Below are 23,143 nucleotides of genomic sequence, written 5' to 3' on the forward strand. Positions count from 1 at the left end.
ATGGATCTCCACGCCCTGATCCGCGCCGAGGCGGCCGCGGCCGAACAGCAGCGTGCGCTCACCGACCCGGTGCTGACCGCGCTCGTCGACCACGGCGTGCACCGCCTGATCGCCCCGAAGCGCTACGCCGGCGCCGAACTCGGCCTGCCCGAGTGGAGCCAGACCGTTCAGGAGCTGTCGCGCTCGGACGCCTCCACGGGCTGGACCGCGATGACGACCACCATCTCGTCGTCGCTCGCCTGGTACCTGCCGCAAGAAGCAGCCGACGAGGTGTTCGGCGACCCACGCGCGTTGATCGCGGGTACCGCCGCACCACTCGGCAAGGCGGTCGAAGCCGACGGCGGTTATCGCGTGACCGGCCGTTGGGGCTGGGGCAGCGCCGTCGCATATTCGTCGTGGGTCATCGGTGGCACGATCACGCCCGTTGGCCCGCGTCTGGCCGTGTACCCGCGTGAAGACGTCACGATCCACGACACCTGGCACGCCGCCGGGCTGCGCGCCACCAGCTCCCACGAGTTCTCCGTCGAGAACGCTCTCCTGCCACCGAACCGTGCCATCTGGCCGATCGGCATCACGCCCGGCATCGAGGGCCCGATCGCGGTGTTCCCGTACTTCAGCTTCCTCGCCGCGGGCGTCGCGTCCGTGTGCCTGGGCGTGGCCCGCCGCGCGATCGACGAGATCGAGGCGCTGGCCGTCGCGAAGGTCCCGCAGTACGCGACCTCCCGCCTCGCCGAGCAGACCGGCGTGCAGATCGAGCTCGCCGTGATGGAGGCCCGGCTCTCGGCCGCGACGGCGTTCCTGCACAAGACGCTGAGCGCCGCCTGGGACTCGGCCGTCCAGGGCTCCCCCGCCCCCGATCCGGTGAAGGCGAAGCTGCGGCTCGCGTGCTCGTTCGTCACGGGCGAGGCCACCGAGGTGACGCAGAAGGCGTTCGCGGCGGGCGGCGGCAGTTCGGTGTTCGAGTCGTCAGTGCTGCAACGGTGCCTGCGCGACGTGAACGTGGCCGCACAACACACGGTGGTGTCACGGCGAATGCTGGAGACCTACTCGATGCTCAAGCTCGGCCTCAGCCCCGACATGACGAGGTTCTGATGGACGCCCTCGAAGCGATCATGACCACGCGGGCGATCCGCCGGTTCACCGACGAGCCCGTCTCGGACGACGACGTGTGGACCTGCCTGCGCGCCGCCCAGCAGGCCCCGTCGGGCGGCAACGTCCAGCCCACCCGCTACCTCGTCGTCACCGACCCGGACGTGCGCACGGAGGTCGGCAAGCTCTACCGCAGCGCCTTCACGAAGTACACCGAGATCGCACCGGAACGCACCGACGCCGTCGGGCTGCGGATCGGCCGGTCCGCGAACCACCTCGCCGACACCCTCGCGTCCGTGCCGGTCATCGTGTTCTTCCTCATGCCGCGCCTGCCGTCGCTGGTGGAGGGCATCGACATCGGCCCGGTGCACGCGTCGGTCTACCCGGCCGTCCAGAACTTCTGCCTGGCGGCCCGCGCACTGGGCCTCGGCACCACGCTGACCACGGTGATCAGGGTCCACCAGGCCGAGACGCTGGAGCTGCTGGGCGTGCCGGAGCAGTGGGAGATCGCCGCGATGGTGCCGCTCGGCCACCCCGCCGAGCAGTTCTCGGTGGCGAAACGACGCGAGGTGTCGAAGCTGACGTCGTTCAACCGCTGGAGCTAGGGTGCGGGCATGCCCGACACGCAGTACGAAGACCTGCTCCGCCACGTCCTGAAGGAGGGCGTGCGCAAGGAGGACCGCACCGGCACCGGCACGCGGTCGATCTTCGGCCACCAGCTGCGCTACCCCCTCGCCGCCGGCTTCCCGCTGATCACGACCAAGCGCGTGCACTTCAAGTCGATCGCGTACGAACTGCTGTGGTTCCTGCGCGGCGACAGCAACGTGAAGTGGCTCCAGGAGCACGGCGTGTCCATCTGGGACGAGTGGGCGTCTCCGGAGGGCGAGCTCGGCCCGGTCTACGGCGTGCAGTGGCGCTCCTGGCCGACCCCGGACGGCGGGCACGTCGACCAGATCGCCGAAGTCCTGAAGACGCTCAAGACGAACCCGGACTCGCGCCGGATCATCGTCTCCGCCTGGAACGTCGGCGAGATCGCGAACATGGCGTTGCCGCCGTGCCACGCGTTCTTCCAGTTCTACGTCGCCGACGGCAAGCTCTCCTGCCAGCTCTACCAGCGCAGCGCGGACCTGTTCCTCGGCGTGCCGTTCAACATCGCCTCCTACGCGCTGCTGACGCACATGATCGCCGCGCAGACCGGCCTCGGCGTCGGTGACTTCGTCTGGACCGGCGGCGACTGCCACATCTACGACAACCACCTGGAACAGGTCGAGCTCCAGCTCAGCCGCGAGGCGCGCGAGTTCCCGGCGCTCCAGATGGCTCCCGCGGCTTCGCTCTTCGACTACTCCTACGAGGACTTCACGATCGAGGGCTACGACCCGCATCCCGGCATCAAGGCGCCGGTGGCGGTGTGATCGGGCTGATCTGGGCGCAGGCCGCGAACGGGGTGATCGGCCGCGACAACACCATCCCGTGGCACATCCCCGAGGACATGAAGCACTTCCGGGAGACCACGGCCGGAGCGGCCGTCCTCATGGGACGGCTGACCTGGGAGTCGCTGCCGCCGCGGTTCCGCCCGTTGCCCGGCCGCCGCAACCTCGTGTTGTCGCGGACTCCCCAGGAGGGCGCGGAGACGTTCACCTCGCTGGAGAAGGCCCTCGCGGACGTCACCGGCGACCTGTGGGTGATCGGCGGGTCGGCGGTGTACGCGGCGGCGCTGCCGTTCGCCGACCGTATCGAGGTGACCGAGATCCGCGAGACGGTCGAGGGCGACACCTACGCGCCCGCCGTGGACCGCGAGCCGGTGAGCGTCGGTGAGTGGCTGGAATCGAGCAGCGGGCTGCACTACCGGTTCGTGAGCTACTGAATCGACAGCCCAGACTGTTCAGTCTAGGCTGTCTATCGTGACCGAACCCGCCGCCCTCAACCAACGGCTGCGCGTGCTCGTCGGACGGTTGCGCAGAAGGCTCCAGGACGAGTCGTCGGTGCAGGACCTGAGCGCGCCGCAGGCGTCGGCGCTGGCCAGGCTGTTGCTGCTGGACGAGCCGTCGACCGCCAGCCAGCTCGCGGGCGCCGAACGCGTGAAGCCGCAGTCCATGGCCAAGACGCTGACCGCGCTGCACGAGCAGGGCCTCATCCGGCGCGCAGCGGACCCGTCCGACGGCCGCCGCCAGCTCATCACCCTCACCGACGACGGCCGCGCCGCCGCCCAGGGCGCCCGCGCCACCCGGATCGAGTGGCTCACCGACGCGTTGTCGCAGCGGCTGAGCGAGCCCGAGCGGCAGGTGATCGCCGAAGCGCTGACGCTGCTGGAACGCGTGGTGGAGGAATGACCGCGGTGACGGGCTTCGACCGGCGGCTGATCACGCCGCTGGTCGCGGGCGCCGTGCTGAACCCGATCAACACCACGATCCTGTCGGTCGCGCTGGTGCCGATCGGCGCGTCGCTCGGCGAACCACCCTCGGCGACCGCCTGGCTGATCACCTCGTTGTACGTGGCCACCGCCATCGGCCAGCCCGTGGCGGGCCGCCTGATCGACACCTACGGCCCGCGCCGGCTGTTCCTGCCCGCCACCGCCCTGGTCGGCCTCGCGGGCGTCCTCGGCACCATCGCCCCCAACCTGACCGTGCTGATCGTCGCGCGCGTGCTCCTGGGCCTCGGCACGTGCGCCGGTTATCCCGCCGCGATGCGCCTGCTGCGCGACGAGGCCGACCGCACCGGCGAGGACAGCCCCGGCGGCGTCCTGACGATCCTCGCCATCGCCACCCAGACGGTGGCCGTGATCGGTCCGCCGCTGGGCGGCCTGCTGGTCGACTTCGGCGGCTGGCGCAGCACCCTCGCGATCAACGTCCCGCTGGCACTGGCGGCTTTCCTGCTCGGCTGGCGCTACTTCCCGCGCACCCGTCCCGCGGTCGCCGAGCGGAAACCGTTGCTGGACACCAGTGGCCTGAACCGGCCGTTGCTCATCACCTACGGCCGCGCGCTGCTCGCGTACCTCGTGTCGTACAGCTTCGTCTACGGCCTCACCCAGTGGCTGGAGGCGAGTCGCGGTCTCACGGCGGGCCAGGCGGGGCTCGTGATGCTGCCGATGTTCGGCGTGGGCATCCTCGTCTCGGCGCTCACCGGCCGGAGTGTCGCCGTGCGCGGCAAACTGCTCGTGTCGTCGTTCGCCCAGATCGCCGCGTGCGTCCTGCTGTTCGCCCTCGGCCCGTCGAGTCCACTGTGGATGCTGCTGCTGGTCGTGGTGATCACCGGCGTCCCGCAGGGCCTCAACGGCCTCGCGCTGCAGAACTCCGTGTACCGCCAGGCAGATCCCGCGAACGTGGGCGCGGCAGCGGGCTTGCTGCGCACGTTCGGCTACGTCGGCGCCATCGTCTCGGCCACCGTGCAGGGCCTCGTGTTCGGCGAGAGCGCCGACACCGGCGGCCTGCACGAGCTGGCGGCACTCCTGGTCGTCGCCAGCGTCCTGTTCCTGCTCGTCAACGTTCTCGACCGGTCCCTGAAAGGTGTTCGATGACCACCGCACTGCTCGTCATGGACTTCCAGAACGGCCTCGTCGGCCGCATCCCGGGCGCGGAAGCGTTGCTGGGCACCGTCTCCAGCGCCATCGAGAAGGTCCGCGCGGACGGCGGCCACGTCGGCTGGGTGCGCGTCGGGTTCACCGACGACGAGTTCGACGCCATCCCCTCCACCAGCGTGATGGCCCGCATGGCCGGATCCGTGGTGCGCGCCTCGATGCACGCCGACGCCGACTCCACCCAGTTCCACGAGAAGCTCACCCCGCAACCGGACGACATCGTGGTGCGCAAGACGCGCATCGGCTCGTTCACCACCACCGACCTCGACGAGCACCTCACGAACCGTGGCGTCACCTCGCTGGTGCTCGCGGGCATCAGCACGAGCGGCGTCGTCCTCAGCACGGCACGGGAGGCGATGGACCGCGACTACGCGATCACCGTCCTGTCCGACGCCTGCGCGGACCCGGACCCGGCCACCCACGAGTTCCTCGTCGGCACCCTCTACCCGCGCTACGGCAGGGTGATCACCACCGCGGAGCTCTAGCGGCGCCCGCCGGGCTCCCACTCATGCACCTCGACGGCGTCGTACCGGTCCACGCTCAGCACCGACGCCGGGTCGGCCGACCGCACCAGCGCCGCCGTCCCCAGCCACGCGCTGCCGTCGTCCGACAGCAACGCCCCGTACGCGACGAGCCCCTCCGGCCGTGGGGGCACGAGGTCGACGGCCTCGCCGGCACCGAACCCGATCACCAGGTGCCCGCCGCCACCGGGCGAGTCCCACATCGTGCGCCCGAGGACGTTGCGCCACCGCCGCACCAGCACGTCCCGATACCCACCGGCCTGGTAGACCGGCTCCTCGAACGCGAACGCCCGCGCGGCGGCCGCGTCCGACACCTCGACGACGTGCACGCTGCCGGTGAGCACGCCGTCGGCGAACGTCGGGCCGCGCGCTACGAGCTCGAACCCGTCCATGTACGTCCAGTGCGCTTCGAGCAGCCGCTGCCGCAACGGCATCGAGCCCGGCCGGTCCCGGTGGTGGCAGAAGAACTCCACTACCGCCGCCGCGCCCGCGCGTGCCAGGCCTCCACGATCAGCTCTTCCAACTCCCCCACCTCGATGTGCTCCAGCCGCACCAGGATCGCCGGGTACCCGTTGAAGTGCGGCGTCGTGAAGTAGACCGAGTGGTCCGAGGCCAGCAGCGCCTCCTTGGCGCCCAGGTCTGGCACGCGCGCGGCCAGGATCGGCCCGGACGGCGCCGAAGTACCCAAAGCGGTCAGGTCGGTCTTGCGCAGCGGCCGTTCCCAGACGAAGAGCTTCTCCTTGACCCGCCAGTCGACGACGCCCTCCCGCAAACGCTCCGTCACGTCGGGCATGGAGGTGGCGATCCTGCGCACGTCGTCCCAGGTGGCCATGGCGGAAGCTCCTACAGGTGGTCCGGCGGACGCTGCTGCTCGGCGAGGAACCGTTCGAACTCGGCCCCCAGTTCGTCCGCGCTGGGGAGGTCGGTGTTCCCCACAGTCTGGATGAAGGCGTCGTACTGCCGCTCGAGCGCTTCCACGACCTGCGCGACCTCCTCCGACTCCGCCACCTGCCGGTGGATCTCGGCGTCGGCGGCCTGCGCCGCGTCGATCAGCGAGCCGATCGGCAGGGCCAGGCCGCTGGCCCGCGCCACGGCGTCGAGCAGCGTCACGGCGGCGGTCGGGTACTGCGACTGCGCGAGGTAGTGCGGCACCTGCGCGGCGAAGCCCATCGCGTCGTGGCCCGCCTGGCCGAGGCGGAACTCCAGCAGGCCGGAGACGTTGCCGGGGACCTGGACGCGGTTGAAGAACGGCTGGTACTCCGACACGAGCTCAGGGCGCGTGGCGTGACCGATGACGTTCAACGGCCGTGTGTGCGGCACGCCCATCGGGATGCCGTGGTAGCCCACGGTCAGACGCACGCCCCAGCGGTCGATCAGCGACTTCACGGCCTCGACGAAAGCCTCCCAGCTGCGGTCCGGCTCGGGGCCGGTGAGCAGCAGGAACGGGTGCCCGGCGCTGTCCCAGAGCAGGTGCACGACCAGTTCGGGGGCGGCGTAGTCCTCCCAGTGGTCGGTCGCGTATGTCATCAACGGGCGGCGCGAGCGGTAGTCGATCAGGCCGTCCACGTCGAACCGGGCAACGACCCGGCTCTCCAGCGTCTCCAGCAGGTGCTCGGTCAGCAGGCGGCCCGCGGCGCCGGCGTCCATGAAGCCCTCGAAGTGGTGCAGCAGCACCGCACCCGTCAGGTCCGGCACCTCCGAGTCCACCTCGTACAGGTTCTCCGGGTCCACCGCACGCCTCCTGGATCAATCGCTTTCGTCTCGTCCAAGCCAACCACGTGGAGGCGGAACTGATTCCGCTCGGGTCGATTAGCCCATACGGACCGTGTGTGCGCATCACCTCACGGGTACACCACCGAGGTGTACAGGCGCTGGGTGACGCGTGGAGTTCTGGTCGCAGCCGTGGTGATTCTCCTCGGCGCGGCGGTCTTCGCCTTCGGTCCAATGACTCCTTTCGGCAACGAATCCATCGATCGCAGCCAGCCGGCGATGCTCAAGTCCGTCCGGGACCTGAGCCAGTACCACGCGGCGGCGGGCGAGTTCCAGGTCGTGCTGGACATCGAGGACGACGTGAAGTGGGTGCCGGCGGCGCTCGCGGGCCAACGCACGTTGTTCGTCGCGGCCGGGTCGGTCAACGCGTACGTCGACTTCGGGACGCTCGCCGACGACGGGCTGGTCGTCTCGCCCGACGGCAAGACCGTGGAACTGCGGCTGCCGGAGCCGCAGCTGGACAAACCGAACCTGCACAACGACCGTTCGTACGTCTACAGCCAGGAACGCGGCCTCATCGACGACTTCCAGGCGCTGGCCGGACCTCCTGACCTGCAACGGTTCTACGTCGCCGCCGAGCAGAAGCTCGCCGAGGCGGCGGACAAGTCCGAGCTGCGCAAGCGGGCCGCGGACAACACGCGCGTGATGCTCACCGGAATGTTGCAGGCGCTGGGGTTCCAGGTGAAGGTGCGCACGGACTGAACCTTCGCGGCGATCCTGCCGAACGTCGGGCGGAGACCCCATCACTCCGGGTTAGGATCCGCTGGTGGAAGACGATCTGATGGCCTGGGCCCCCGCACCGGGTGCCGCGGCGGCGCCCGAGATCGCGTTGCCCGGCTTCAGCGCCTTCCGCGTGATCGCGCAGGGCGGCGAGGGCACGATCTACCGGGCGCGGCAGGACGGCCTCGGCCGTGACGTCGCGGTCAAGGTCCTCCAGGTGACGGACCCGGCCACGGTGGCGCGGTTCCGCCGCGAGCTCGCCATCACCGTCGAGCTGGGCCGCCAGCACCCGCACATCGTCACGGTGCTCGACACCGGCACGCTGCCGGACGGGCGCCCGTGCATCGTCATGGAGTTCTACGAGCGCGGGTCGCTGCACGACCGGCTGCGCGCCATGGGGCCGTTGCCGGTCGCCGACGTGGTGGCGGCGGGCATCGCGGTGGCGGACGCGCTGGCGTTCGCGCACGGTCAGGGCATCCTGCACCGGGACGTGAAGCCACAGAACGTCCTGGTCCTCCCGACTTCCTACGTGCTGGCCGATTTCGGCATCGCGCGCGGGGCGGACGCGGGGCATTCCGCGTCACTGCAGATGGTCAGCTACCGGCACGCGGCGCCGCAGATGATCGAGGGCGCCACCCCGTCGTTCGCGGACGACCTGTGGTCGCTCGGCTCGACGCTGTTCACGTTGCTGGAGGGCAAGCCGCCGTTCGCCTCGGACAACCCGGACGAGGACACGCTGCTGTCGTACGTGGGCCGGGTGAGCAGCGGCGAACCCCGTCCGCTGACCCGGTTCGACGTGCCGGCGTGGCTGGGCGCCGTGATCACCCGCTGTCTGCGCAAGGACCGCGCCGAACGCTACGGGTCGGCGCTGGAGCTGCGGGACGCGCTGATGGCGGCCAGCGCCGGCACCGCGCTGTCCTCTGTGGACCCCGAAGCGACGGCGATGCTGGGCGAGCGCCCGGACTTCTACCCCGAAGGCCCGACGGAGGCGCCCGGGTTCGGTCCGCGCGGCTTCCGGCCCGAACCGGAACGCGAGCCGGAACCCGTCGTGGAGCGCGACGACTCGTGGCGCGGACAGCTGGAGGACCTGACCTACCGGCAGCACGACCTCGCGCCGCCGCCTCCGCCGCAGCCGCGCCAGGTACCGCAACTGCCGAACGTGCTGCTGCCCGAAATGCCGCCGCCTCCCGTGGACCTGCCTGTCGAACCGATGACAGGTCCGGTCCGCAAGAGCAAACGCGGTGCAGTGCTGGCGTTGCTGGCCGTGATCGCCGTGACGGGCGGGCTCGCCGCGGGCATCTTCCTCAACCGCGGTGACGACCGGCAGGCGCAAGTCCCCGTGACCACGACTGTCCCGGTGCCGACGTCGGACTCCGCCGACGCGGGACCGTCGCCGAACACCGATCCCCGGTTCGTGCCGGTGCTCAAGCGCGCCGAGTACCAGGGCAAGGCGATCGAGCTGGAGTGGAGCGATCCCAGCGACGGCCAGGCCGACTTCGTGGTGATCGACGTGACCAGCACGCAGGGGAACGCTCTCGCGCGAGTGACCGGTGGCGGCACGAAGTACGTCATCGAGGACGGCGGCGGTGACCGGCGGTGTTTCCAGATCGCGGCGTTCGGCTACAGCGGTGAGCGCGGCAGCTCCGCAAAGGTCTGTGCCAACAAGAACTGAACGTTGTGGCCCCGATGTTGTTGCGGGCGCACGAACTGGCGTACGGTCCCCCGGTGCAAAGCGCTCGTTATGCCGGCCCACCGATGTTCGCTCGTGGACGAAAGCGCCGCACACTCGTTCTGCTGGTGGCGGTTCCGCTCGTCGTCGGCATCGGGATCGGTGTGCTGATCGGTGGCAACCTCCGGCCGGAGTCCTCCGAGAACACCGGTGCCACACCGTCGTCACCCGTTGTGCCCGATCAGCTCGAATACACGGACATGCCGTGCGATCCCGGTTCGTCCGTTCTGGTCCTGCACTCGCTGGAGGGCGCGATGCGGGAGTCGGACGTCCGCGTGCTGCTCGACTACGAGACGTTGTGGGTGCGGTACCGGGAGAACGCGAACCCCGAGCTGCGCGGGCAGACCGCGCAGCTGAGCAGACGTGACGACGTGTGCCCGGTGATCGTGCCCGAGGACACGCGCTTCACCCAGTTCATCTGGATCGGCCCGTTCCCCTCGGACACCGCGCCGGCGTTGTGCGAGGCGTTGCTCAAGGTCACCGGCAGGAACTGCATTCCGGCGCAGGTCGTGCGCTAGCCGGGTCGGCCTTCTAGCGCCGGAACAACGGTCTCGGGTCCACTGACCACACGAGCCTGCGCCACCAGGAAGCCTTGCGCCGCACCGCTTTCTTCACGGTCCGGGCGAGCCGCCAGCTGGTCTCGTCGTTCGCGGGCTGTGGTGCGAACGCGGCCTGGTCGACCACTGTTGCGAGCCGTGCGCCCGCCTCGCCCCACTCGCGCCCGACGTCCGGGACGGTGCGGCTGGGTTTCGGCCGCAACCCGGCGAGCTGCAACGCGTCGAGCACCTCGTTCCACGCCCCCACCGGCCCGGCCGCGCGCAGCCGCAGCCGGCGTGACGTGCGCGCCGCGTACAGGGCGACGAGCAGGACGACCGGCGTGAACACCCAGAACGGGAACGACTTCGGCGTTTCCGGCGCCGCCACGGCGTCACCCTGCACGGCGGTCGGCTGCACCAGCGGCGGCACCGAGGCGAGCGAGGTGGGCGTGGGCTTCGCGGTGGTGGACGCGAGCCGGTTCAGCACCTCGCGCTTCGACGCGGCGCTCGGCCCGCTTCCGTTGCCGGACACGGGATCGAACGCCACCCAGCCCCACCCGCTGAAGTACACCTCCGGCCACGCGGTGGCGTCCGCGGCGCGCACGATCCTCTCGCCGTTCTGCTCGGGCACCGGCTGGAACCCGACCACCACCCGCGTCGGCAGCCCGACGGCCCGCGCGAGCACCGCGTACGCCGACGCGAACTGCTCGGCCGTCCCGGCGTTGGCACCGGACTCACCGGCCTCGCCGAACAGGAACGTCTCCAGCCGCGCGTAGGACGACCCGACCGGAGCCTCGGCGTCCGGCCTGCGGTTGAGCCGCACGACCTGCTCCAGCGCCACTGCCTTCTCGTACGGCGTGCGCGCGTTCTGCGTGGCCTGCCGCGCGTAGTCCGCCAGCGTGAACGGCAACCGCGGCAACGCCGTGTACTTCGTGGCGTCCACCGGCACCTGCGCCTCGGCGAGATCGTTGTCCCCCGGCGTCTCCAGCACACCCCGGACCGTGTAGCTCAACCCGGTCCTCAGCCCGTCCGCGACCACGAGCGACCCGGTGTCCGGATCCACCATCGCGTTGCTCAGCGACACCGCCTGCGGCTTCCCGATGCCCGGCAGCCACTCCCCCTGCAACCCGGTGATCTGCAGGTCCACACTCGCGTCCTGGAACTTCCCGCCGGTGGGCAGATCCGGCGCGTCCACCACGCCGAGCGGCCCGTACGTCGACGCGGCCTCCCACGAGGCCCCGGAGTACCGGCTCAGCGTCACCAGCCTCACCGGCACCTCGGGCCCGCGCATCCGGAACAACTCGGTGTCCCCCTGTGCCGCCCAGGAGGCCAGCTGCGGCAAGGGGTTCGAGATGGCGAGGTCGGTCACCGGCGGCGTCACCAGCTTGCGCGGCTCGAACCCGTTGGTGGGCAACACGAACGCGAGCAAGGTCAACGCCGCCAGCACCGTCGCCAGCACGGCGGGCGGCACCACGGGCCCGCGCCGGTCGATGATCAGCCAGCCCAGCGCCAGCACGACGACCAACGTCAACGCCACCAGCCCGTAGCTGTCCGCACGCCCGGTGGTCAGCAACGCGGCCGCCACGTACAACGTCGCCGCTCCCAGCGCGGGCACGAACAACGCCGTGCCGCGCTTGGTCACCGACAACACCGCGCCGGTCGAGATGCCGATGATCAGCAGCAGACCTGGGACGAGAAGCTCCGGTGTGGCGGGAGCGGGCCGGGCCGCCGTGAGCAGGCGCGGCACGGTGTCGAGCAGCACCCACGTGGGGTCGCGGTCGGGGGACGCGTCCTTGGCCATCAGGAACCCGCCTGCCATCGCCACGACCATGACGGCCAGTGCCGCGAGGCCCGCCGGAACGAACTTCTTCAGCAGCAGGGCCAGGAAACCGGAGAAGGCGGCGAGTCCGAAGTAGACGAACGCGCCGTCCCAGGCCTGGGCCAGCTGGAGGGAGCCGACGAGGAGAAGTGCGGCGACCCAGACGAACTTCAGCACCCCGGTCATCGCGACACCACCGCGTTCCAGGAGTCCACCAGGTCCTCGGCCCTGGCCCCGCTGATCACCAGCACGGACCCGGCCGCGCTCACCGGCTTCTTCTCGTCCACCACCAGCACGGTCCCGAACGCCGCCCGTCCCGCCTCCAGCACGAGGGCCGGCACGGTCTTCCCGCTGATCACCGCCACCACGTCCAGGTCTCGCACCGGCACCGTCGGCCTGCCGTCGACGTCCTGCAGTTCGAGGTCCGCCAGCGCCGACAGGATCGGCGCCGAGTCCTGCTGCTCCTCCAGGTCCGCGCTGCCCGACGACGTCAGCAGCCGCACCGGATGTCCCTGCTCCAGAGCAGAGGTCACGAGCGACGCCGCCACCTCCACGGCCTCCTCGAAGCGCTGCGGGTCCTCATAGGACGCCTCGCTGTCGTCCAGCAGCACCGCCAGGTGCGGGCGGGCCGGGTCGGCGTCCTCGCGGATCATCAGCGTGCCGGTGCGCGCGGACGTCGCCCAGTGCAGGCGGCGCAGGTCGTCGCCCGGCACGTACTCGCGCAGGCCCACCAGGTCCGTGCCGCCGCGCTCCACGCGTTCGTCGGCGCCCACCTGGCCTCGGCGGGCACCGGACGGCAACCCGCGCACGGGCAGCACGCGCGGCACCACCCGCACCTGGACCACCTCGCCCAGCACCGTCCGGGCCTGGGCCAGACCGGCCAGCCCCTTGCGGCGCAACGTCAGCGGGCCCACGTCGAACACGCCCCGGCGTGCGGTCGGGATCGTGTAGTCGACCGCTTCGACCACTCCCGGCTTCAGCAGCGGCACGTCGACGTCGGTGGCGGTACCCGCCACCTGGTCGACCGCGTCCAGGGCCACCGGCCAGCGGCCCGAGGACGCGAGTTCGAGGCGGCCGGTGCAGCGGGCCAGGCGCGACACGGTGCGCGGGCGGACCGTGCGCGTCACCGTCAGCGGTGAGGCCACGAGCACGGAGACGATCGACGCGATGACCAGTGCGGTCAGCGCCAGGCCGAACGCCGCCATGCCCGCGTAGCGCCACCACAGGCCGATGCCGAGCATGAGCAGGCCCAGCACCGCCGTTCCGGTGCCGCGCAGGGTGAGTCTCATTGGGCGGCGGGCTTGGGCACCGGCACGCGCGAGAGCACGTCCGCCAGCACCTCCGACGTCGTCACGCCCGACAGCACGCTCTCGCGCGTGAGCACCAGGCGGTGCGCCAGCACGGAGTCGGCGATGTCCTGGACGTCCTGCGGCACCACGAAGTGCCTGCCCTTCGACGCCGCGTACACCTGCGCGCACCGCACCAGCGTCCGCAGGCCCCGGGTCGAGGTGCCCAGCCGCAGCCGCTCGTCGGCACGCGTGCCCGTGCCCAGGGCGGAGATGTAGTGCAGGATCGGGTCGGCCACGTGCAGCAGCGACAGCCGCGCGCTGAACGAGCTGACCTCGCGCGGCGACGACACCGTGCGCACGTCGGCGATCCGGCCCGCGCCGCTGCCCGGCCGCAGCACGTCCAGCTCGTCCTCGACCGACGGGTAGCCGATCGAGGTGCGCAGCATGAACCTGTCCAGCTGCGCCTCGGGCAGGCGGTAGGTGCCGTCGAGGTCGATCGGGTTCTGGGTCGCCACCACGAGGAACGGGTCGGGCACCGCGTGCCCGATGCCGTCGATCGTGACCGTGCGCTCCTCCATGACCTCCAGCAACGCCGACTGCGTCTTCGCCGCCGCGCGGTTGATCTCGTCCGCCAGCACGATGTTCGCGAACACCGGACCCGGCCGGAACCGGATCTGGCCCGTCTGCGGGTCGTAGACCGACGTGCCCGTCACGTCCGACGGCAGCAGGTCCGGCGTGAACTGCACGCGCCGCGACACCCCGCCCAACGCTCCCGCGACGGCCCGCGCCAGCGTCGTCTTGCCCGTGCCCGGCACGTCCTCGAGCAGCACGTGGCCGCCCGCGAACATGGCCACCAGCACCAGGTCGACCACGTCGCGCTTGCCGCGCACCGCGCCCTCGACCGCGTCACCCAGCCGCGTGTGCAGGTCGCGGAAGGCGGAGACCTCACCGGTGTCGATCACTTGTCCTCATCTCCCCGGCGAGTGCCGACGCGCAGCAGGAACGCACATGCCAGCAGCCCCAGGCCGCCCACGCCCATCGGCGCGGTCCCGGCCCCGGCCGGAGCCATCCTCGGGATGCAGCCCGGCTTGCCCTGGCACTCGTCCAGGATGTAGTTCGCGTTCTTGGCCGCCGACTCGACCTGACCGCCACCGGTGGCCGCGTAGGCGCGCACGACGATGCGGTTCGGCCCTTCCTCCAACGTGATCCGCGCGGTCGTCGCGTTGCACGGGATGCCCACCGCGTACTCCCACGTGGTGTTCACGACCTCGCACCGGCCGTTGTGGTTCGCCCAGTCCGCGGGCGGCGCCATGTTGACCGTGCGCGTCGGGATCCGCGGTCCACCGGTGATCCCCGTGATCACCCCGGCACCGGCCGACGGCAGCGAAGGCGGCGGCGGGGGTGGCGGAGGCGTCGTGGTGGTCGTCACCGGCGGAGGCGGAGGGGGCGGCGGGGGCGTCGTCGTGGTCGTCACCGGCGGAGGGTTGTTGGGAGGCGGGTTGTTCGGCGGCGCCACGGTGAACGCGCCCATGCCCGCGGCACCCGCCGTCGACGCCGTCGAGGCGCGCACCGTCACGTCCAGGCGCCCACCGGAGCAGAACGTCGTGCCCGTGCAGGGCACCGAGAGATCAGCGGACGTCGCGGCCGTCTGCGCCGACACCGACCCGCCGCTGAACGACCCGGACCCGGCCACGGTGTAGCCGACGATCGGCTCGGCCGACTGCGGCGCGCTCCAGCTCACCGTCACGACCAGGGCCGAGGCGTTGCGGGACTTCTCCCGCACGGTCACCCCGGCGGGCGCGCCGGGCGCCGCGCTGCCGACCGAAGGCGGGGTCGACGGCACCGAAGGAGGCGTCGAGGACGTCCCCGTGTCCGGCGGTCCGTTGTTCGAACCGGGGTTGCGCGGCGGCTTCTGCGGTTCGTTCGGGTTCGGCGGCGGGGGCGGCGGCACGGACGGCGGCGGCGAGCGGTCCGGGTCCTTCACCGGCACCTCGGGATTGCGGATCATCATCGACCGCGTCGCGCCGTCCGGGTCCACCAGCACACCCGTCGAGGAACCGGGCACGTTCACGAACAACCGGCCGTCGTCGAACACGAGCTCGGGGTCGGCCCCGCCGGACGTCCGCACGTCGTCACCACCGCGGCTGCCGCCCCGGTCGAGCACGATGACCTTGCCGGATCCCTTGCAGGGCACGTAGACCTTGTCGCGGAACACCGCGGGACGACCGGGGTTCGGGCATCCCATCGCACCGACGTCGACGCGTAAGACCTCACGCCCGACGACGAGAACGACGACCGAAGAAGAGGGCACCGAGGCGGGCACCAGGTCGAGCGGCGAGGTCTGGGCGGCGATCACCTCGGCGTCGGAGCGGTCCGTCATCGAGTCGACGTCCTCGCCCGTGCCGTCGCGCACCACGACACCGCCGTCGAGCCCGATCAGCGTGACGCCCTGGTCGTGCGGCACCAGCACGGTGCGCGGCCCGGCACCGGTGACCTGCCGTTGCGACCGCTCCTGGAACTTCTCGTCCCCGTCCGACCAGTCGAGCGACCGCAGCGTGCCGCCGTGGTCGACGAGCCACAGCACGCCGCGCTCGTCCACGACGGCGTCCGCGAGCGGCTGCCCGGCCTGCCACAGCTGCCCGACGTCGGCCAGCGTCAGCGGGTCGGCGGTGTGCACGGTGCCGGCGGCGCGGTCGACGACGAACACCATGCCGTTGGCCACCAGCACCTTGCTCGACGCACCGGGCGGCGCCTGACGGCGGCCGGAGGCGAGCAGCGTGGCCAGGTCGATGACGGTGATCTCGCCGGTGCGCCGGTTCAGCACGATCAGCCGGCCGTCCTCCTGGGCGATCTCCAGCTGCGAGTCGGGACCGCTGACCTGCAACCGGGTCTGCGGGCGCCCCGACACGGGGTTGATCTGCACGACCTCGCCGCGCTGATCGTCGCCCAGCCAGGTGAGCCCGTCCGACACCGCGACCGACGTCCGGGAGATGCCCTGACCGAGCGCGGCGCCCGCGAGCACCAGCACCCCCAGCAGCGCCGCGACGAAACTCGCCGACTCCCGCCCTCCACCGGAGATGATGCGTCTGATCCGGTGCCACCACGACATAAAGCGCCCTCCCTCGCCGCCGGGCATGCTAACCCTCGACTCAGACAACTTCGGACGGACGTTGGTTCCCGGTTCGCCCGGTCAGCTGGTTGGCCGACATCAAGAACGGTAATGACGGGGTCTGACACTTTTGAAAACCGAATGGCGTTCCCCCAAACCGACCAACGCTTAAGGCAGAGTGGACGCATGGAAATCCCCGGCATGGGACTTGCCAAGCAGGCGCTCAGCACAGCACTCGACACGACCGCGGCCGTCGCGGCCGTCCCGAGCCGCGTGCTGGACCTGATCGGCGAGGTCGAACAGCTCGTGCGCAAGGTCAGCAGCACGATCGACGCCGTCGACGGCATCGTCGTGAAGGCCGACGCGCTGGTCGAGCGCACGGCCAACGTGGTCGCCGACGCCGAGAAGGCCGTGGACGAGGTCCGCGCGATCACCGCGAGCGCCGCCGACGTCTCCGAACGGGCCGCGCAGGTCGTCGTGACGGCCGGCCAGACCGCGCACACGGCCGACGAGCTGATCGGCATCTACGAGCCGCTCGCCAAGAAGGCCCAGCCGCTCGCGCAGCGGTTCGTCGACGAGCTCTCCCCGCACGAGGTCGAGGCCGCGATCAAGCTCGTGGACGAGCTGCCGGTCCTCACCGAGCACCTGACCAGCGACATCCTCCCGATCCTCGCCACCCTCGACAAGGTCGGCCCCGAGGTCCACCAGCTGCTCGAGGTCACCAGCGACATGCGCCAGGCGATCCTCGGCATCCCCGGATTCGGGTTCATGCGCCGCCGCGGCGAGAAAAAAGAAGAAAAAGAGGAAGAAGAAGGTGTGAAGGCGGTCGAGAACGGGTAGCCCACCCGCATGACCGCTGACGCACGCGTTGATCAACTGACCTGGTGGCTGCTCACCAGCGTGTTCGGGCTGCTGGCCGCGATCAACGTCGCGCTGGCGCTCACCGAGACCACGGCCTGGCCCTACGCGCTTGCGGCGGTACTGCTCGCCGCAAGCGCGTGGAGCGCCAGACAGGCGCTCAGACCTTCCCCGTCCTCTGCTCCGTCAGGTTCGACGAAGCCCCGAAGCGGAACGCCCGCACCCGATAGGTCGCGGTTTTCTCGTCTGGAAGTGTGATCACCCCGTACGAGGTCGTGTCCGGGTCGAGCTGCACCGCGACGCGGTAGTCGGCCGCGCCCGCCGGTTTGACCTCGATCAGGTACCCGTCCTCGTCCCCCGCCCGGTCCTGCCAGGTGAACAGGATCCCGTTGGCGTGTTTCACCTCCGCCTTCAGGTCCACCGCCGCCGCCTCGGGTGAGGACACCGGCGCCTTCCCGCCCCCTGCCTTCACCGGCGCGGTCCAGTCCGGCCCCTCGATCTCCGGCACCTCGTCCCCCGGCGGCAGCGCGACGTCCACAGTGGACGACGCCGGCCCGGTGAACGGCCGGATCCGGTAGTAGAACGCGGTCTCCGGGATCAGGTCGGGGTGCTGGTAGGTGTTCTTCGCCGGTCCGGCGAACTCCAGGATCGTGTACTCGCCGTCCCGCACGTTCGCGTACTCGACGACCTGCCCGGCCGCCCCCGCCTCCGGACGCCAGTGCAGCGTCACGTCCACCGGCGAGGTCAGCTCGGACGTCAGCACGGGGTCCTGCTGTTCCTGGCCACAGGCAGCCAGGAACAGCAGGGGCACCACCATGAGCCGCTTGATCACTTGCGCCAGAACCGCACGTTGCTCCAGACGACCGTGGCAGGTCCCTGGCCGCTGGACGTCCGGTACGCGCCGAACTTGTCGTAGAAGCTCGTACCGCTGCTTGCGTAGGTGTGCGCACGCGATCCGTTGATGTACGTGCGGTGTTCCGTGGCCGTGTTGTGCACGGTGTTCACGCGCACGGTCGCCCCCACGGTCGCGCCGGTGGCGATGGTGTCGCCCCCGTGCACGGCGTAGAGCCGGCCGCCGCGTTCCACGGCGAGCATCCAGAACGGTCCCGCGCTGGGAGCTTCCCGGAACGTCTGCTTGAGACTGATGCGGGTGCCGCCGAGACTCGTGATCCGGAAGCTCCCTTCGAACTGGCGCGTGCCGCCGGTGTAAGTGGCGTAACGCCGCTCGGCACGCTGGTCACCGCTCGCGGTGGAGCAGGTGAGCTGGAACGTCAGGTTGTTGACGTTGCCGCAGCCGCGTTCCTGAACGGTGAACGACGGCGAGTAGCTGGTCCAGGGACCCGTCTCGACCTGAGCGTGCGCCGGGGAGACCGACGCGAAAAGACCGGCCGCCAGAGCGATCCCCGCGACGGTGCGGAGTCGTTTGGACATACCGATACCTCCTCAAGACGTGCTGAGGACAGCACGTTTTCTCAGGGGGCGGTGACGGGAGACTAGCGGATACTGATCGAATGTTCGACCTCCACCGTCTGCGACTTCTGCGCGAACTTTCCCAAAGGGGGACGCTCGCGGCGGTCGCGCAGGCGCTGAACTACAGCCCGTCGTCGGTCTCGCAGCAGCTCTCGCTGCTGGAGACGGAGGTCGGCGTCCCGTTGCTGGAGCCGGTCGGCAGGCGGGTGAAGCTCACGCCTCAGGCCGAAATTCTGGTGCGGCACACCGAGGAGGTGCTCGCCCGGCTCGACCAGGCGGAGTCGGAGGTGGCCGCGTCGCTGCACGAGATCACCGGCACGTTGCGGGTGGCGACGTTCCAGACGGCGGCGCTCGCGCTGATCCCGGCGACGCTGGCGCGCATGAGAGACGAGCATCCCTCGCTGCGCATCGAGTTCCAGGTGCTCGACCCCGCGGAAGCGCTCTCCGCCTTGAACGCCAGGGACTTCGACCTCGTCTTCGTGGAGGAGTGGCCGGACCAGCCGGAGGCGCGGTTCCCCGGCCTCGAGTACCGGGAACTGACCCGGGACCCGATCCGGCTGGCCGTCCCGCGTGGACTGCCGGTCGACGAGATCGGGTCCTACCCGTGGATCATGGAGACCGACGGCTTCCCGCAGCGGATCTTCAACGTGAACTGGTGCCGCCACAACGGGTTCGAGCCGGACGTGCGGTTCTCTTCGACCGACGTGCTGGTGAAGCTGCGGTTCGTGGAACGGGGTCTCGCGGTCGCGTTGCTCCCCGACCTGGTCTGGTACGACCGCGAGATCACCGTCGACCTGCACGAACTGCCGGTCCCGCAGTCCCGCCTGCTGTTCACTGCGGCACGGGCAGGACTAGGTCAGCATCCTGCCGTGCGGGCTTTCCGGGAGACGCTGGCGCTTTCCGTAGCGCCGCTCCGACCCCCGCCGTGATCACCAGCGCGATGCCGCACAACGAGATCACGCTCAGGTGCTGGCCGAGCAGCAACGCCCCGGCGAGCGCCGCCGCGGCCGGTTCCAGCGCCAGCACCACGCCGAACGTGCTGGCCTGCAACGTCTTCAGCGCCCGGATCTCCAGCGTGTACGGGATCGCCGACGCCAGCAACGCCACCAGCGTGCCGAGCAGCAGCATCTTCGGCTCGAACAACGCGGCGCCCGCCGTCGACAGCCCGTACGGCAACGTCAGCGCCGCCGCGATCAGGCTCGCCCCGGCCAGCCCGCCGGTGCCGAGCCCGGCCGTCGCGAGCTTGCGCCCCGCCAGCACGTAGCAGGCCCAGAACGCGGCCGCGATCAACGCCAGCACCACGCCGATGAGGTCGAGCTTCGCGCCCGTGTACTCGCGCACGCCCAGGACGACGACGCCCGCGAGCGCCAGCCCGACCCACACGAAGTCGCGGGGCCGCCTGCTGAGCACCGCCGCGAGCCCGAGCGGCCCGAGGAACTCGATCGTCACCGCGACACCGAGCGGGATGCGGTCGAGCGCGAGGTAGAACGTGCCGTTCATGCCGGCCATGGTCATCCCGAGCACCAGGGTCTCCTGGCGGAACTTCGGTCGCACGACCACGGCGAGCATCAGCGCCGCGATGCCGAGCCTCAGCGCCGTGGCGCCGGGCGCGCCGATCTGGCCGAAGAGCTGGTTCGCGAACGCCGCGCCGAACTGCAGTGAGATGACCGAGCCGAGGACGAGGAAGACCGACATGCGCCCAGTCTCAGGTCCGCGCTCCGTTCAGTACAGCGAACGTTTCCGAGCGATATCGTTCGGATTTTCTGAACCTTTAGACTGGCGGGTGCGATGAGACGCAAACCCTCCTCCCCTCTCCCCCAGCGCGCGGGTCTGGACGCGGCACGGCTGAAGCTGCCCTCCGAGGGCCCGTGGCTGTCGTTGCGCGACCACCTCGTGGAACGCCTTCCGCGCGTGGCCGCCGCACGCATCGACGAGATGCTCGTGGAGGAACGGATCTGGGGCGTCGCCGGGCCGTTGGGCCTCGACACGCCGTTCGTGCCGGACTCCTACATCTGGTTCCACCGCGACCTGCCGGTCGAGGTGCCGGTGCCGTTCGAGGTCGGCGTGGTGTACCAGGACGACGACATCGTGGTGGCCGACAAGCCGCACTTCCTCGCGACGATCCCGCGCGGCCAGCACATCATGCAGACGGCGCTGGTGAAGCTCCGCGAATCGCTGGGGTTGCCGGACCTCTCTCCCGCGCACCGGCTGGACCGCGTCACGGCCGGCCTGGTGCTGTTCGTGGTGCGCCGCGAGCTGCGCGGCAAGTACCAGACGATGTTCCGGGACCGCCTGGTGTCCAAGGAGTACGAGGCGATCGCGCCGTACGACCCGGCGCTGGAACTGCCGCGGGTCGTGCGGTCGCGGATCATCAAGGAGCGCGGGATCATCACCGCGTTCGAGGTCGACGGCGAACCCAACGCCGAGACCCACGTGTCCCTCATGGAGCATCGGGGATCGTTGGGGCGCTACCGGTTGAGGCCGGTGACCGGACGCACGCACCAGCTGCGGCTGCACATGTCCGGGCTCGGGCTGCCGATCGTCAACGACGACTTCTACCCGGTGCTGCACGAACGTCCGCTCGACGACTTCTCGTCGCCGCTCCAGCTCCTCGCCCGCACGTTGTCCTTCCCGGACCCCGTGTCGGGCGTGGAGCGGTCGTTCACCTCGGGACTGAAGCTCTCCGCCTGGTCATGAGATGTGGGTGCGACGGGTGTCGATCGCCTGCGGCTCCCAGACCTGGTTCATCCGCTCCAGCAACCGCCGGGCCAGCGCGCTCGTCTCCGGGTGGGTCTCGGTGAACGTCGCCACGATCGCCGCGCGGAACATCAGCCGGCCGCGCGCCGTGGTGCTGTACCAGAACCAGTCCTCGTCCACGGCCCTGGCGAGGTGGTCGGTGCCGTCGCGCTCCGCCCGCTGCACCAGCGCGTCGCCGTTCACGAACCACCGCACGCAGGCGTCTTCGAGCGGTGCGGTGAACCCGCGTTCCTCGAAGTACGCCGCCTCCGCAGCCTCGCGGAGTTCCCAGGGCGTCTCGGAGACCGTCGCGCAGGTCGGGAAGCCGATGCGGAGGTAGACGACCTCGGCGAGGCCGTCGCCGAGCGCCGCGCCCTCGAAGTCGACGAACTTCGCGCCGTCCGGCGAGTACATGTCGTTGCCGGGGCAGGGATCGCCGTGCACGAGGTCGAACTTGCCGGTGTCCTCGAACACCAGCTCGTGCTCCGCGCCGCCGATCTCGACGTCCATGGCCCGCACGAACCGCAGGAACGGCGTCGGATCCGGCACCTGCTGGCGCGGCAGCAGCCCGGCGTGCTCGGGACCGGTGGCCTGGTGCAGGCGGGCGAGACCGCGGGCGTAGGCGATCACCCAGTCCTCGCCGAACGGGTCGGAGCGCAGCCGTTCGAGCACCACGGTCCGCTGTTCGTGGTCGACCCCGAGGATCTTCGGCACCACCCCGGTGTGCTCGGCGAGCCGCAACGCCGTGATCTCCCGGTCGAACGCCGCCGGGTCGCCGACCACCTGCTTGATGATCCGGTCCCCGTCCACCCAGACCCGGGACCGCTCGCCGCTCTTGAGCCGTTGCATGGAATGCAGCTTATTCCATGTACACAACGAATTTTGTAACAATGGACTTGAACAGCACGAATCCACCGGCGTGCAGAATCATGGGGCGGAAGCGAAACTGGGGCGATTGCCTTCGCTGACCGGCATGCGATTCATCGCGGCGTTCATCGTGTTCGGATTCCACATCAACTCGGCGGGCCTGTGGCCGTATCTCGACGTGCCGTTCCGTCAAGGCGCCACCGGGGTGAGCTTCTTCTTCATCCTGTCCGGTTTCGTGCTCACCTGGTCCGCGAAACCGGACACCACCGCACGCACGTCCTGGCGGCGCCGAGCTGCGAAGATCTATCCGAACCACATCGCGACCTGGCTACTAGTTCTATTAGTAGACGCCGTCACTCCGGGAACCGCGATCGTGAACTTCTCACTGATCCAGGCGTGGTTTCCGGAAGAGTCCGTCTACTTCAGCCTGAACACACCGGCGTGGTCGTTGTCGTGCGAGATGGCGTTCTATCTCGCTTTCCCGCTGCTGATCAAGTGGCAGATGCGCAAACCGTGGATTGTTGCAACCGCCGTTGTGATCGCGATTTTGACAGTTCCGTTGATCGCACTGTCAATGCCAGGCCCGCTCGAATACTGGTTCGTGTTCGTGTTCCCGCCCGTGCGCATGCTGGAGTTCGTGCTCGGCATCGCGATGGCGCGGGTCGTGCAGCAGGGCAAGTGGGTCGGGCTGGGGCTGTGGCCCGCGAGCGCGCTGTTCGTGGTCGCGTACGTCGGGTCGTGGTACCTGCCGGCGTCGTTCCCGTACGTCGCGGGCACGGTGATCCCGCTGGCCCTGCTGATCCCGGCGGCGGCCGTCGCCGACCTGACCGGCAAGCGCTCGCCGTGGCGGTCCAGGGCGATGGTGTGGCTCGGGACCGTGTCGTTCGCGTTCTACATGGTCCACCAGATCGTCATCCGGGTCGCCGAGAAGTTCCTGGACGTGCACGCGTTCCCGCTGGCCGCGGCGCTCGGCATGTTCGCGGTCTCGATGGTCGCGGCCTGGCTGCTGTACCGGGTGGTCGAGGTGCCCGCGGAACGGTTCCTGCGGGCACCCCG

24 protein-coding genes and 1 pseudogene are annotated in these 23,143 nt (G+C 70.3%); 14 read left to right on the top strand and 11 right to left on the bottom strand.

The genetic code is table 11. From position 1 onward, the window contains the following. Genes ACFWNN_RS30295 through ACFWNN_RS30325 form a run of 7 tightly spaced genes read left to right on the top strand, consistent with a single transcriptional unit; the run spans position 1 to position 5,148 of the window. Positions 1-1,092, top strand: a complete 1,092-nt coding sequence (locus ACFWNN_RS30295) for an acyl-CoA dehydrogenase family protein (protein ID WP_382443336.1) — start codon at positions 1-3, stop codon at positions 1,090-1,092. Then, positions 1,092-1,694: a nitroreductase family protein gene (locus ACFWNN_RS30300; protein WP_382443337.1), complete on the top strand. Its 603-nt coding sequence runs from the start codon at positions 1,092-1,094 to the stop codon at positions 1,692-1,694. The genes ACFWNN_RS30295 and ACFWNN_RS30300 overlap by 1 nt, the downstream gene beginning before the upstream one ends. Positions 1,695-1,703: 9 nt before the next feature. Then, entirely contained in the window at positions 1,704-2,501 is a 798-nt protein-coding gene (locus ACFWNN_RS30305; protein WP_382443338.1) for a thymidylate synthase, read from the top strand. Next, positions 2,498-2,953 (top strand): dihydrofolate reductase, encoded by a 456-nt coding sequence (locus tag ACFWNN_RS30310; RefSeq protein WP_382443339.1) that lies wholly within the window; start codon positions 2,498-2,500, stop codon positions 2,951-2,953. The genes ACFWNN_RS30305 and ACFWNN_RS30310 overlap by 4 nt, the downstream gene beginning before the upstream one ends. A gap of 37 nt (positions 2,954-2,990) precedes the next feature. Beyond that, positions 2,991-3,419 (top strand): MarR family winged helix-turn-helix transcriptional regulator, encoded by a 429-nt coding sequence (locus ACFWNN_RS30315; RefSeq protein ID WP_382443340.1) that lies wholly within the window; start codon positions 2,991-2,993, stop codon positions 3,417-3,419. Continuing rightward, positions 3,416-4,603 carry an MFS transporter gene (locus ACFWNN_RS30320; RefSeq protein WP_382443341.1) on the top strand — a complete coding sequence of 396 codons (1,188 nt, stop codon included), beginning with the start codon at positions 3,416-3,418 and terminating at the stop codon, positions 4,601-4,603. The genes ACFWNN_RS30315 and ACFWNN_RS30320 overlap by 4 nt, the downstream gene beginning before the upstream one ends. Then, positions 4,600-5,148, top strand: coding sequence for a cysteine hydrolase family protein (locus tag ACFWNN_RS30325; protein WP_382443342.1), 549 nt, complete (start codon positions 4,600-4,602; stop codon positions 5,146-5,148). The genes ACFWNN_RS30320 and ACFWNN_RS30325 overlap by 4 nt, the downstream gene beginning before the upstream one ends. Here ACFWNN_RS30325 and ACFWNN_RS30330 read toward each other — a convergent pair. Genes ACFWNN_RS30330 through ACFWNN_RS30340 form a run of 3 tightly spaced genes read right to left on the bottom strand, consistent with a single transcriptional unit; the run spans position 5,145 to position 6,915 of the window. Further along, entirely contained in the window at positions 5,145-5,657 is a 513-nt protein-coding gene (locus tag ACFWNN_RS30330; protein WP_382443343.1) for a YciI family protein, read from the bottom strand. The two genes, ACFWNN_RS30325 and ACFWNN_RS30330, sit on opposite strands and share 4 nt — an antisense overlap. After that, the gene (locus ACFWNN_RS30335; protein ID WP_382443344.1) at positions 5,657-6,016 is read right to left on the bottom strand and encodes an MmcQ/YjbR family DNA-binding protein; all 360 of its coding nucleotides are present in this window, start codon (positions 6,014-6,016) and stop codon (positions 5,657-5,659) included. Before ACFWNN_RS30335 ends, ACFWNN_RS30330 begins: the two co-directional genes overlap by 1 nt. 11 nt (positions 6,017-6,027) lie before the next feature. Next, positions 6,028-6,915, bottom strand: coding sequence for a proteasome assembly chaperone family protein (locus ACFWNN_RS30340; protein WP_382443345.1), 888 nt, complete (start codon positions 6,913-6,915; stop codon positions 6,028-6,030). A 258-nt stretch (positions 6,916-7,173) separates the two neighbouring features. Between ACFWNN_RS30340 and ACFWNN_RS30345 the strand changes: the two genes are divergently transcribed. The 3 genes from ACFWNN_RS30345 (at position 7,174) to ACFWNN_RS30355 (ending at position 9,921) form a co-directional block, all read left to right on the top strand. Next, positions 7,174-7,656 (top strand): DUF4230 domain-containing protein, encoded by a 483-nt coding sequence (locus ACFWNN_RS30345; protein ID WP_382443346.1) that lies wholly within the window; start codon positions 7,174-7,176, stop codon positions 7,654-7,656. A 64-nt stretch (positions 7,657-7,720) separates the two neighbouring features. Beyond that, positions 7,721-9,346, top strand: a complete 1,626-nt coding sequence (locus tag ACFWNN_RS30350; RefSeq protein ID WP_382443347.1) for a serine/threonine-protein kinase — start codon at positions 7,721-7,723, stop codon at positions 9,344-9,346. A gap of 125 nt (positions 9,347-9,471) precedes the next feature. Then, positions 9,472-9,921, top strand: a complete 450-nt coding sequence (locus ACFWNN_RS30355; protein WP_382443348.1) for a hypothetical protein — start codon at positions 9,472-9,474, stop codon at positions 9,919-9,921. Between the two features lie 13 nt (positions 9,922-9,934). On the opposite strand, the gene ACFWNN_RS30360 is transcribed toward ACFWNN_RS30355, so the two are convergent. The 4 genes from ACFWNN_RS30360 to ACFWNN_RS30375 are packed head-to-tail and all read right to left on the bottom strand — an operon-like array spanning position 9,935 to position 16,156. Beyond that, entirely contained in the window at positions 9,935-11,944 is a 2,010-nt protein-coding gene (locus tag ACFWNN_RS30360) for a DUF3488 and transglutaminase-like domain-containing protein (protein WP_382443349.1), read from the bottom strand. Then, a complete protein-coding gene (locus tag ACFWNN_RS30365) occupies positions 11,941-13,047 on the bottom strand; it encodes a DUF58 domain-containing protein (RefSeq protein ID WP_382443350.1) in 1,107 nt (368 codons plus the stop codon). Before ACFWNN_RS30365 ends, ACFWNN_RS30360 begins: the two co-directional genes overlap by 4 nt. Continuing rightward, positions 13,044-14,009 (bottom strand): AAA family ATPase, encoded by a 966-nt coding sequence (locus ACFWNN_RS30370; RefSeq protein ID WP_382443351.1) that lies wholly within the window; start codon positions 14,007-14,009, stop codon positions 13,044-13,046. Before ACFWNN_RS30370 ends, ACFWNN_RS30365 begins: the two co-directional genes overlap by 4 nt. After that, complete coding sequence (locus ACFWNN_RS30375) at positions 14,006-16,156, bottom strand: hypothetical protein (protein WP_382443352.1); 2,151 nt, start codon at positions 16,154-16,156, stop codon at positions 14,006-14,008. The genes ACFWNN_RS30370 and ACFWNN_RS30375 overlap by 4 nt, the downstream gene beginning before the upstream one ends. A 186-nt stretch (positions 16,157-16,342) precedes the next feature. On the opposite strand from ACFWNN_RS30375, the gene ACFWNN_RS30380 reads away from it, so the two are divergent. Beyond that, positions 16,343-16,996, top strand: coding sequence for a hypothetical protein (locus tag ACFWNN_RS30380; RefSeq protein WP_382443353.1), 654 nt, complete (start codon positions 16,343-16,345; stop codon positions 16,994-16,996). Positions 16,997-17,174: 178 nt separating this feature from the next. Here ACFWNN_RS30380 and ACFWNN_RS30385 read toward each other — a convergent pair whose 3' ends face one another. Both ACFWNN_RS30385 and ACFWNN_RS30390 read right to left on the bottom strand, forming a co-directional pair. Beyond that, positions 17,175-17,846: a fibronectin type III domain-containing protein gene (locus ACFWNN_RS30385; protein ID WP_382443354.1), complete on the bottom strand. Its 672-nt coding sequence runs from the start codon at positions 17,844-17,846 to the stop codon at positions 17,175-17,177. Further along, the gene (locus ACFWNN_RS30390; protein ID WP_382443355.1) at positions 17,843-18,445 is read right to left on the bottom strand and encodes a hypothetical protein; all 603 of its coding nucleotides are present in this window, start codon (positions 18,443-18,445) and stop codon (positions 17,843-17,845) included. Before ACFWNN_RS30390 ends, ACFWNN_RS30385 begins: the two co-directional genes overlap by 4 nt. An 80-nt stretch (positions 18,446-18,525) precedes the next feature. Between ACFWNN_RS30390 and ACFWNN_RS30395 the strand changes: the two genes are divergently transcribed. Beyond that, entirely contained in the window at positions 18,526-19,413 is an 888-nt protein-coding gene (locus ACFWNN_RS30395) for a LysR family transcriptional regulator (RefSeq protein WP_382443356.1), read from the top strand. Here ACFWNN_RS30395 and ACFWNN_RS30400 read toward each other — a convergent pair. Next, complete coding sequence (locus tag ACFWNN_RS30400) at positions 19,316-20,179, bottom strand: DMT family transporter (RefSeq protein ID WP_382443357.1); 864 nt, start codon at positions 20,177-20,179, stop codon at positions 19,316-19,318. The two genes, ACFWNN_RS30395 and ACFWNN_RS30400, sit on opposite strands and share 98 nt — an antisense overlap. A gap of 93 nt (positions 20,180-20,272) precedes the next feature. Here ACFWNN_RS30400 and ACFWNN_RS30405 point away from each other — a divergent pair, with 93 nt between their 5' ends. After that, a complete protein-coding gene (locus tag ACFWNN_RS30405; protein ID WP_382443358.1) occupies positions 20,273-21,181 on the top strand; it encodes an RluA family pseudouridine synthase in 909 nt (302 codons plus the stop codon). Here the strand turns inward: ACFWNN_RS30405 and ACFWNN_RS30410 are convergent. Continuing rightward, positions 21,176-22,069 carry a hypothetical protein gene (locus tag ACFWNN_RS30410; RefSeq protein WP_382443359.1) on the bottom strand — a complete coding sequence of 298 codons (894 nt, stop codon included), beginning with the start codon at positions 22,067-22,069 and terminating at the stop codon, positions 21,176-21,178. The genes ACFWNN_RS30405 and ACFWNN_RS30410 overlap by 6 nt on opposite strands. Before the next feature lie 124 nt (positions 22,070-22,193). Here ACFWNN_RS30410 and ACFWNN_RS30415 point away from each other — a divergent pair. After that, positions 22,194-23,090 (top strand): annotated as a pseudogene (locus tag ACFWNN_RS30415) (acyltransferase family protein); the annotation flags it as partial. Positions 23,091-23,143 lie beyond the last annotated feature (53 nt).

The sequence above is a fragment of the Lentzea sp. NPDC058450 genome, from assembly GCF_042721395.1.
GTDB lineage: Bacteria > Actinomycetota > Actinomycetes > Mycobacteriales > Pseudonocardiaceae > Lentzea.

Excerpts from the sequence above, each read along its gene's own strand:
- ACFWNN_RS30295 (WP_382443336.1), top strand. The coding sequence starts at position 1 with ATGGATCTCCACGCCCTGATCCGCGCCGAGGCGGCCGCGGCCGAACAG.
- ACFWNN_RS30300 (WP_382443337.1), top strand. The coding sequence starts at position 1,092 with ATGGACGCCCTCGAAGCGATCATGACCACGCGGGCGATCCGCCGGTTC.
- ACFWNN_RS30305 (WP_382443338.1), top strand. The coding sequence starts at position 1,704 with ATGCCCGACACGCAGTACGAAGACCTGCTCCGCCACGTCCTGAAGGAG.
- ACFWNN_RS30320 (WP_382443341.1), top strand. The coding sequence starts at position 3,416 with ATGACCGCGGTGACGGGCTTCGACCGGCGGCTGATCACGCCGCTGGTC.
- ACFWNN_RS30325 (WP_382443342.1), top strand. The coding sequence starts at position 4,600 with ATGACCACCGCACTGCTCGTCATGGACTTCCAGAACGGCCTCGTCGGC.
- ACFWNN_RS30335 (WP_382443344.1), bottom strand. The coding sequence starts at position 6,016 with ATGGCCACCTGGGACGACGTGCGCAGGATCGCCACCTCCATGCCCGAC.
- ACFWNN_RS30345 (WP_382443346.1), top strand. The coding sequence starts at position 7,174 with ATGCTCAAGTCCGTCCGGGACCTGAGCCAGTACCACGCGGCGGCGGGC.
- ACFWNN_RS30360 (WP_382443349.1), bottom strand. The coding sequence starts at position 11,944 with ATGACCGGGGTGCTGAAGTTCGTCTGGGTCGCCGCACTTCTCCTCGTC.
- ACFWNN_RS30365 (WP_382443350.1), bottom strand. The coding sequence starts at position 13,047 with ATGAGACTCACCCTGCGCGGCACCGGAACGGCGGTGCTGGGCCTGCTC.
- ACFWNN_RS30375 (WP_382443352.1), bottom strand. The coding sequence starts at position 16,156 with ATGTCGTGGTGGCACCGGATCAGACGCATCATCTCCGGTGGAGGGCGG.
- ACFWNN_RS30380 (WP_382443353.1), top strand. The coding sequence starts at position 16,343 with ATGGAAATCCCCGGCATGGGACTTGCCAAGCAGGCGCTCAGCACAGCA.
- ACFWNN_RS30390 (WP_382443355.1), bottom strand. The coding sequence starts at position 18,445 with ATGTCCAAACGACTCCGCACCGTCGCGGGGATCGCTCTGGCGGCCGGT.
- ACFWNN_RS30395 (WP_382443356.1), top strand. The coding sequence starts at position 18,526 with ATGTTCGACCTCCACCGTCTGCGACTTCTGCGCGAACTTTCCCAAAGG.
- ACFWNN_RS30400 (WP_382443357.1), bottom strand. The coding sequence starts at position 20,179 with ATGTCGGTCTTCCTCGTCCTCGGCTCGGTCATCTCACTGCAGTTCGGC.
- ACFWNN_RS30405 (WP_382443358.1), top strand. The coding sequence starts at position 20,273 with ATGAGACGCAAACCCTCCTCCCCTCTCCCCCAGCGCGCGGGTCTGGAC.
- ACFWNN_RS30410 (WP_382443359.1), bottom strand. The coding sequence starts at position 22,069 with ATGCAACGGCTCAAGAGCGGCGAGCGGTCCCGGGTCTGGGTGGACGGG.